The organism is Rhizobium sp. RHZ02 (assembly GCF_014851575.1).
GTDB lineage: Bacteria > Pseudomonadota > Alphaproteobacteria > Rhizobiales > Rhizobiaceae > Rhizobium > Rhizobium altiplani.
The window spans coordinates 134,537-142,738 of record NZ_JACUZX010000012.1 but is presented as its reverse complement, the minus strand read 5'-3'; the positions used below and the strand labels follow the sequence as shown (position 1 = coordinate 142,738).

The 8,202-nt window shown below is 50.1% G+C and carries 6 protein-coding genes; 1 reads left to right on the top strand and 5 read right to left on the bottom strand.

Annotated elements, in window-relative coordinates:
* Positions 1–209 precede the first annotated feature (209 nt).
* The 4 genes from IB244_RS18530 to IB244_RS18515 form a co-directional block, all read right to left on the bottom strand.
* Positions 210–1,325 (bottom strand): DegT/DnrJ/EryC1/StrS family aminotransferase, encoded by a 1,116-nt coding sequence (locus tag IB244_RS18530; RefSeq protein ID WP_192305156.1) that lies wholly within the window; start codon positions 1,323–1,325, stop codon positions 210–212.
* Between the two features lie 37 nt (positions 1,326–1,362).
* Positions 1,363–2,529, bottom strand: coding sequence for a hypothetical protein (locus IB244_RS18525; protein ID WP_192305154.1), 1,167 nt, complete (start codon positions 2,527–2,529; stop codon positions 1,363–1,365).
* A complete protein-coding gene (locus IB244_RS18520) occupies positions 2,526–3,611 on the bottom strand; it encodes a Gfo/Idh/MocA family protein (protein ID WP_192305152.1) in 1,086 nt (361 codons plus the stop codon). Before IB244_RS18520 ends, IB244_RS18525 begins: the two co-directional genes overlap by 4 nt.
* Positions 3,612–3,701: 90 nt before the next feature.
* Positions 3,702–5,390, bottom strand: a complete 1,689-nt coding sequence (locus IB244_RS18515) for a hypothetical protein (protein ID WP_192305150.1) — start codon at positions 5,388–5,390, stop codon at positions 3,702–3,704.
* 264 nt (positions 5,391–5,654) lie between these two features.
* On the opposite strand from IB244_RS18515, the gene IB244_RS18510 reads away from it, so the two are divergent.
* Positions 5,655–7,016, top strand: coding sequence for an FkbM family methyltransferase (locus IB244_RS18510; protein WP_210334293.1), 1,362 nt, complete (start codon positions 5,655–5,657; stop codon positions 7,014–7,016).
* A gap of 19 nt (positions 7,017–7,035) precedes the next feature.
* Here the strand turns inward: IB244_RS18510 and IB244_RS18505 are convergent, their stop codons facing one another.
* Positions 7,036–7,932, bottom strand: coding sequence for an FkbM family methyltransferase (locus IB244_RS18505; RefSeq protein ID WP_192305146.1), 897 nt, complete (start codon positions 7,930–7,932; stop codon positions 7,036–7,038).
* Between the last annotated feature and the right edge of the window lie 270 nt (positions 7,933–8,202).

Genomic DNA, 8,202 nt, shown 5'->3' with positions numbered 1-8,202 from the left:
CAGGGAAACCTCAAACTGATTTTGCAAGGAAACAGCCCGTTCGGTGGCTGTTTCCGGCAATTAGAAGATCTGCAGATCCTTCGATTCCTATGTCTAATCAGCAGCTTCCGTGTTCTTCACGGCCGACCAACCACGCTGTGACCTTGCGAGACAAAAATAAATAGTTGGCTAACCGGGGAGCCGCGGAGAACTTCTAAATACACCTTATACTAGCGACGCTGAAATACTTCAGCGATCATGGCAACGTGTTGTTGCGTCACGCCACTATGAAAAGGAAGACATAGGACTTGCGACTTAACCTTTTCTACGTACGGCTGGTCCCTGCAGGAGTGAATTGTGCTGCCTTTATACGGGGCAAAGTCAGTGCAGATCGGATGAAAGTATTTCCTAGAATATATTCCGATTGCTTTAAGCGCATCGTAAATGTCGTCTCGACTACGCCCAAAGACCTCGGCGTCAATAACGACGTGATAGTATTGCTCGGAGTTAGAGACGTTTGCTTGTTCTTGAGGCAGTAGGACGCCAGGAATTCCTGAGAGGATGTTGTTAAAGCAACTTCTGAGGTCAGTGCGCGTTTGTCGCTCGCTGTGGACAAGCTTCAGGTTGAGCAAGCCTATGGCGGCCTGCATCTCATTCATTTTTCCATTTATTCCGATGTCGGCAACTTCTTCTTCATTCTTAATTCCGAAGTTGCGAAGAAAGTAAATTCGTTCCTTGTCCTTGGCGTCACTTGTCGTAATAAGGCCGCCTTCGAAGGTGTTATACAATTTTGTCGCGTGGAACGAAAAGACGGACACGTCTCCGAATTCCCCTATCGGTTTACCAGATACAGTGGTTCCGAAGACATGGGCCGCGTCGTAAATGAGACGCAGCCCATGTTTAGTGGCGACGTTTCGAAGTCCATCCGTATCACAAACCATTCCATAGACATGCACTGCGAGTATTGCTGACGTATTGGAATTCACCGCTTTTTCGACTGCGGCTGGGTCGATAGTGAGCGTCACTGGATCGACATCGGCAAATACAGGTTTGAGACCGTTCCAGGCAATTGAATGGGCGGTCGCTGCGAAGGTAAGCGGAGTTGTAATTACCTCGCTTCCCGGGGGGAGGTCCATCATCTTAAGAGCGACAAGAAGCGCAATGGTTCCATTATTGAAGAGCATCGCGCAAGGTACGCCGAGATAGTCTTCAAGCGATTTTTCTAGCCGCTGATGGAACGGACCATTGTTCGTGAGAATCTCGCTTTTCCAAATTTCCTCGAGGTAAGGAAGAAATTCGCTAAGCTTTGGGAGAACAGGTTTTGCAACGAAAAGAGGTGAGGACATTTCATTGTTTCTTTGCTGGAAGGAGAAAGTGCCGACACTAGCGTTCGGCCGCGGTTGGAAGCTCGCCAGAAACCCGATAACAATCCCGCCTTAACAATGCGCCGTATGAAAGTTCTAGCTCAGCTTTTGATGGATGTTCCGAGAAATTGATCCCCGCGCGGCTTGCCTGTTTGGCTTGCAGCCTTTCTCCCATCAGCGCGATGGGATAGAAGGCAAGCGTCGGCATTTTCTGACTGAAAACGAGGCCACCGTAGTCGCAGGTGAAATCGGCCGTCACCGTATGCCGAAGGATGTAGCGCCGAACGCTTACGCTCGTGTCGAATTCGTAGCCTACTAAGGCTGCAGCGTATTTAGCGGCAAAGCGGAAGCCAGTGCTGTATTCGATCAACAGCGGATAGAGATCACCTGGGCAGCGACGCGACACCTCGACAATCTTAGGCCCATCGGCAGATTGAATAAACTGCGTATGCAGAAGGCCGTCGGTCAGACCTAGATGCCCCGCGAGCCGTTCCAAAGCTGACACCAAAAGCTCGGCATGATGGCTAGGAAAATCATCGACCACGAAACTCGTATCAACGGCGTAAGGGTTGACGGAAGATCCCTCCCTAACAAAGAATACGTCAGTAAACCGGCAGTCACGCAAGAAGCCGCTGCAGCTATAGAGCGCGTCGCCCACGTAATCCTCAATCAAATAATTGCCGGTACGGCTCGCCGTCGCGGCAGTCTCAATAGCAGCTTTTAGCGCCACGGGGTCGGTTCCATCAAACACCGAAATTCCCTTACCGCTGTAGGCATCGACTGGCTTGCAGATATAAGAGCCTTGTCGCGGAAACGAGGCGGGATCTGACACGCGTGGCGCAGGAAGATTGAGCTCGCCACAGAGTGCGCGGAACTGCGCCTTGTTTGAAAGCGATAAATTTGTCTCGACAGAATCTAGACGTTGAACACCATGCGTTAGTTTAACACATGTCTCCATAGAAACATCAGTGCAGCCGGGAACAACGCAATCGATTCCGAGCGCGGTGACATGAGTCTCGACTTCAGAAACATCCGCATAGCTATGCTCGATAAAGGCGGAGCTCGCGACGCGAGCCAATAGATCAGCCGGTCTATTCCCCATGACCCATACTTGATGTCCAGCCTCTATCAGACCTCTATAGATGGGCATCGCCGCAAAGGCGGTATCTAGGAGAAGAACTTTCACTTGACCGATCCATCCTCATACCGGTGGAATACCTCAGATAGGTCGATCATACGACGGCCGAGGATTGACATATTTATCGCTTCGACGACGAGCATGTTTTTATACCCATCGCGTGCAGAAATCTTCGGGGTCGCGCTTTTCCGACTTACTTGAACAAAATGATCCAGCTGCAGCCTGAGGGGGTCGCCGGACGAAAACTCCAACTTTCCGTCGCTGAACGAAGACCACCATGAGGCCTCCGAAGCGTCGCGGTAGTGTCGCGTCAACATGCTTGGAAAGTCCAAAGAGCCATTGGAACCGGCAAAATGATAGCAAGTGCTATCCGGATAGTGCGGGTATTTCGGGTTTTCTCCGCTCGTCATTTCCCAACTTTTGTTGCTGGCCGCGACATCTGATAGCAAGAAACTACCCAGCGCCCCATTCTCAAACCTCAAGGCAATGGAGACCGTGTCTTCGACCTCGAATTGACGCAAGGCGTTCGATGCGTCTGCAAATACGCTCACAATTTCTCCGAAAAGTAGTCGCATCAAACCAATTTCGTGGATCAAATTAATTAGAACTGGCCCTCCACCGGATTTTGTGCGCCACGGGCCGTCCAAGAAGTATTGCGCTGGCTTATAAAATAACGCCGAGCCTTGCAGTGCTACTGGGCGGCCAAACTCGCCCGATCGAAGAAAGCCCTCCGCAGCAACTAATAGTGGGCTATAGGTTCGATGATGCCCAACGAGGATTGGTACCCCAGATTGATCTGACAAGTCAGCCAATTGTTGGGCCGATCTCAGCGTGTCTGTAATAGGTTTCTCAACTAACGCGGGAATTCCCGCGCGGACACAGGTTTCTGCTTGCTCGAAATGAAAGCGGTTCGGAGAGCTGATTATAGCTGCGTCGAAACACGCAGATTGGATCGCGTCTTCCACGCTCGTATAAACCGGCACCTTTCGTACCCGGCCGAACTCTACATTTGGTTCGCTTGGAGGGGCCACAATTCCTCCAAGGATGCAGTCCTCATGTTCCAATATCAGCTTCGCATGTTGTCGGCCGATCAGCCCAGGGCCCGACAGAAGAATATTTAGAGGTGTCATGTATGGTCCATCCGTTCTTTGGTGGTCGTGTTTTGAGAAGGTTTCGCTGGTGCTTTCGACCCCCTCGGGGACAGCATCACACCTTTTCTGTCAAAGCCTCACCCCAACGTTATCTTCGTTCATGTGTAGAGGATAAAACTCGAACTCCCGATTTATTAGCTTCATAACACGTCTATTGTAATCTTCTTTCGAATAAAGAGTGCTATACAGGGAGATCATCTTCTTGTTGGTGGATTGATACAAAGAATAGCTTTTTTCCATCAATCTAATCTTGCTCACCAGATTATTTTCCATATCCTCTCCCGATGAGAATATGTTTTCATACTCGAGCATGTCGGCTGACGGGAAGAACTCTTCATTGTATACAGCGAATCCGACGCCGCCTTGATGAATAGGCTGCGCCAAGTAGCCGTCAAACCCTTCGCCAAACGTGACCGAAAATCTGCATCTTGTAGCCAAATCCATATACTGGTCAAAGGTAATGCCGCGTATCTCTTTGAGTTGATAATCTGGAAGATTCTCGCGAATATTTTTTAGCGTTGCCTCCCGCCATGGAGCATCATCCGGCGAATAGATTATGAGCTTTTCTTTGTCTTTGAAGGAAAGAGGTTCATACCCGCTAAGATCAGTGTAGGCCGGCAAAAGCAGCGTTGGGAGATCATACTTATCGGCGAAATGTTGGCTGAAATATGCGTGGTGCGCCACCGACTGCGATAGTCCATCCGCAATTCCTCTTAACGCCCCGAAATCCTCTTTCGAAGGCATTATATCAGTTTTCTGATTTAGAATATTTACGTAGAACCGCTCGCGCGACCGAAGGTAATGTAGCATGTCGTCGCTAAGATTTTGAACGAAGCTGGGAGCTGCATACTCTGGGACGTGAATATAGACTGTTCTCGCCGCGCGGCATCTTTGCAACTGATCGAACCGGAATACATCCTCACTATTTCTGAAATTCTTTTGACGTGTGTAAGTAACGTCTGCGTTTGTAGGCCGCGTCATAAGAAGTATGAAATAATTATGCTTAAACCTGAGATTGTATGCCGCCTTAGCTATGGAGAAAAAGGAATAAATCCCTCCGCTCATTTCGTTGTGCTCGGGAATCAAAATCACCATAAGGTGCTCTGCTGTCTCGGCTTCGCGCGGAAATGATTGATCCTGAACGGAGTGAAACGCGAAGGCGTGGTCGAAATCCGCGGGCAATCTCCCCTGAGTAGGAATGGGCGGGCCTATAGGGCGTCCCGACTTCAATCCAATCTCGACAAAGTGGGTGAACGGCTCGCGCCCAGAAATTGCGACATCCTGATTGTTGGCCAGATAGGACCTCACGTTGAAGCTGGGAGTAGGATTGCGTCCTTCCTTCCAGCCCTTCTCAAGGTAATGCTCAAGGGGGTCCTGTCGGTCAATTTGCACATCAGGATTTGTCTCCAGATACCACTCTCTCGCAAAGAAGTTCGCAATCGTCGGAGTCTCAGGACCAAGCCGCGTCCTTCGGCCTTCTTTGATGCCGCGAAGCACAAAATGTGTAAACGGCTCCACGCCAGACGCCGCAACATCGGGATTGAGAGACAGGTATTCTTTGACGTCAAAACTGGGCGTAGGGTTCCGCCCCTCTTTCCAGCCGGATTGGAGATAATGTGCCAATCCGGTTAGGCCTTGCGTCTTAACATCCGGATTGTTGTCTAGGTACCACTCCTCGGCGAAGAAACTTCTGAGATGTCGAGCGGCCAGTTGGCGTCTTAGACGGCGCCTAATTCTAGTCAGAAATTTCTTGTGCATCTCTTTTTATCCGCCCCGCCGCGATGAGCCACCCCGATAAGTGACATGTCTTACGCAAATCTCCATGCCTAAACGGCACGCTCTAAGCTGCTAATTTCCGTTGCCCCATCCAAGGGCGGATGTCAACGCGAATGCTGTCGACTATTTTTACCGATCCGCATGCTGTTACCTTATTCTTTACCGCGCTCCAATGATAAGGAAGTTCAGCGACACAATTGAGATTCGAAATAGCAGATCGAGATCGACTGAGCGGAGGAAGAGTTAATGTCATTCGTGAGAAATTCGCATCGCACCTTCGAGGAAGCCCCTATCAGCACTGTGGCGGTCACAAATTTTACGGGTGACTTTTGGATTGACTTTTCGGCAATGGTAAAGTGGTGTGCCGCCAACGGGAATGTCAGTAGGCATCACAGGCAGGATGTTTTCCGAATGTCTGTTGAGCCATACGGAATTGACGTAACGACAGTAGAGGACCCCGTCCAACGCACTGATAGCATTGTGCGGCATGCTCTCTCGCTTGTGGAGAATGATGTAGAGCATTGGCAAGGCTTATACGAAGATCTTGCCGACCTCGACTCGAAGATGCTTCTTCTTAATGTTGTGGCATATCGCGCGATGGGCTGGCGTTATGTGAAAATGCCGCTCGATAGCGGCGCCTTCTGGGATTGCCTGGCGACCCTCGGACAGATTGAGTTGAAAGCGCCCACGTATGGCGACGGTGGAATGCGCTTGTTTGACCTCAATGGTCTCGGAGCCGATGTGAAGCTCGCTTCTGAGGCTTTCGGCGTGTTCAATGAGTTTGTGTATTCTCAATATGCCTATCGAGGACGTCGCGGCCTGTTGACGCCGCAGGAGGGAGATTGCGTCCTAGATTGCGGCGCATGTTTTGGTGGAACTACACTCTTCTTCGCTGATGCGGTTGGCCCGAGCGGAAGGGTAATTTCCTACGAATTTTTTCCGGAGAACGTTGCGGTATTTAAGGACAATGTCGCCCTTAATCCTCTTTTAAGTGACCGGATAACGCTCGTCCCCCGACCGGTATGGATACAAACTGGTGCTGTGATGTCCATCCAAGGGTCTGGGCCAGCCACCCAGGTCTTTGTTGGTGAAGAAGATCTTCATTCAAGAGCGACTGATTCACGTCAATTCAGGTCAATCAGCATAGACGACACTGTGAGGGAATATCATCTGGAGAGGGTTGATCTCATAAAGATGGATATCGAAGGGTCGGAAATGTCGGCGCTGCGAGGCGCTAGAGAGACTATTCGTCGCTTTCGACCCAATCTTGCTATTTGTGTTTATCATAAGCTGGTCGACTTCTTTGAGATTCCGCGGGAAATCAAAGAGATGAATTTGGGATACAAGTTCTACTTGCAACACAGCACCGTTCACGGTGATGAAACTGTAATTTTTGCTACGGCACGAGGATTCAACGCAAATAGGCTGGACGATATCGAGGATGCGGCAAAAGCTAGGAGTCGCGCGGAAGTGGCACTTTTAAAGGCCTCTGAAGCAGAGGCAAAGGCGACGCGCTTGGAGGTTGAGCTAGCGATCATAAGGAAAAGCAGATCGTGGCGAGTTACGGGGCCACTTCGCAGGGCGTTCAGCACCCTGCGTCGGTCTTAGAGGAACGATAGGCAGCGCCTCAAACGAACACCAAATCTGTGGAGGCGTTTTGGCTCTCCCCTATTGTTTCGTAGAGAGCATCTAAAGCGCCTGCGCTTACCGCTCGGAACTGACCATTATCCTCGGAAAGATCAGCGTATTCTCTATAGAGGCCGGAACTCACGATATCGCGAAGCAGTTCGTATGTATCTAGACGCTTCATCGCGTAAGGCCAGAATTCTACAACTAGGGGGGGCGCCGTAGATATTATCTTGTCAGCGCCTTTCAGGGCTAAACCTTCGTAGCCCTGAATATCCATGAAAATGAGAGTCGAATTAGCTTCAAACAGATCGACAAAATCGTTCATCGGGCGAATATCAACGGTTTCTATGCGCCGAAATGACTCTCCCATAGAGTCGTCTTCCAATAGACGTCCAGCTATCCGATAGTCGCCGGTGTTGCCTTCTCCCATTGTTAGATCAACTGAGCCCTTAAAGTCACCAAGCGCCGTATGGTAACAGGCGATCCTATTATCGACGTCGTTTAGTATCGCGTTTGTACGGAGCAGCTTAAACAACGTCCGTTCTGGCTCGAAAGCGATGGCTTTCTTAACAAATTGTCGCTTAACCGCTGGGATGCAAATTGAGCCTATATTTGCACCGACATCCCACAATACATCAAGTTTCTTGTTCTTGACCTTGCTAAGCAGCGTTGTCGCCTTGATGAATTTTGAGAAATCTGATTCGCCATACATGAAAAGTGGAAATCCTATGGCCATATCTCCGGCCATGACTACATAAGTCTCCTGGCTTTCAGCGATCATTAGGCTCTGGTTCTCGAAATAAAAGAAACCTTCCTTCGTCTCGTCTCTTATCTGTCTTTTCTCAAAAAGAAGCCTTAGTGACATGCGGTCGGCCTTGTCGTCTTCCGTCAGCATTCGGATATGGCTCCCATTTCCTGTTGAGTTTCTCGGGGCGGCAATCGCTGCCCCTAGGTTCGTGACATTTTCGACGACACAATGCAATCACCTCGAACCGAGGCTATTACTTAGACCGCACGTTCCCGCTGAATATGGCTGTCCTCCTAACGGCAAGCGTGCATTCACGTTGCGAGTTCTCCAATACCTCTAGCCGGTTGGCGCAGTAGAATGAACCGCCCGATTGGTACCGCCTGCCGACTGCGATCGTGATGGCCTAAGGCACGTGTT

Bases quoted from the DNA above. Each gene is read 5' to 3' on its own strand.
- IB244_RS18520 (WP_192305152.1), bottom strand. From the start codon at position 3,611: ATGACACCTCTAAATATTCTTCTGTCGGGCCCTGGGCTGATCGGCCGA.
- IB244_RS18515 (WP_192305150.1), bottom strand. From the start codon at position 5,390: ATGCACAAGAAATTTCTGACTAGAATTAGGCGCCGTCTAAGACGCCAA.
- IB244_RS18510 (WP_210334293.1), top strand. From the start codon at position 5,655: ATGTCATTCGTGAGAAATTCGCATCGCACCTTCGAGGAAGCCCCTATC.
- IB244_RS18530 (WP_192305156.1), bottom strand. From the start codon at position 1,325: ATGTCCTCACCTCTTTTCGTTGCAAAACCTGTTCTCCCAAAGCTTAGC.
- IB244_RS18505 (WP_192305146.1), bottom strand. From the start codon at position 7,932: ATGCTGACGGAAGACGACAAGGCCGACCGCATGTCACTAAGGCTTCTT.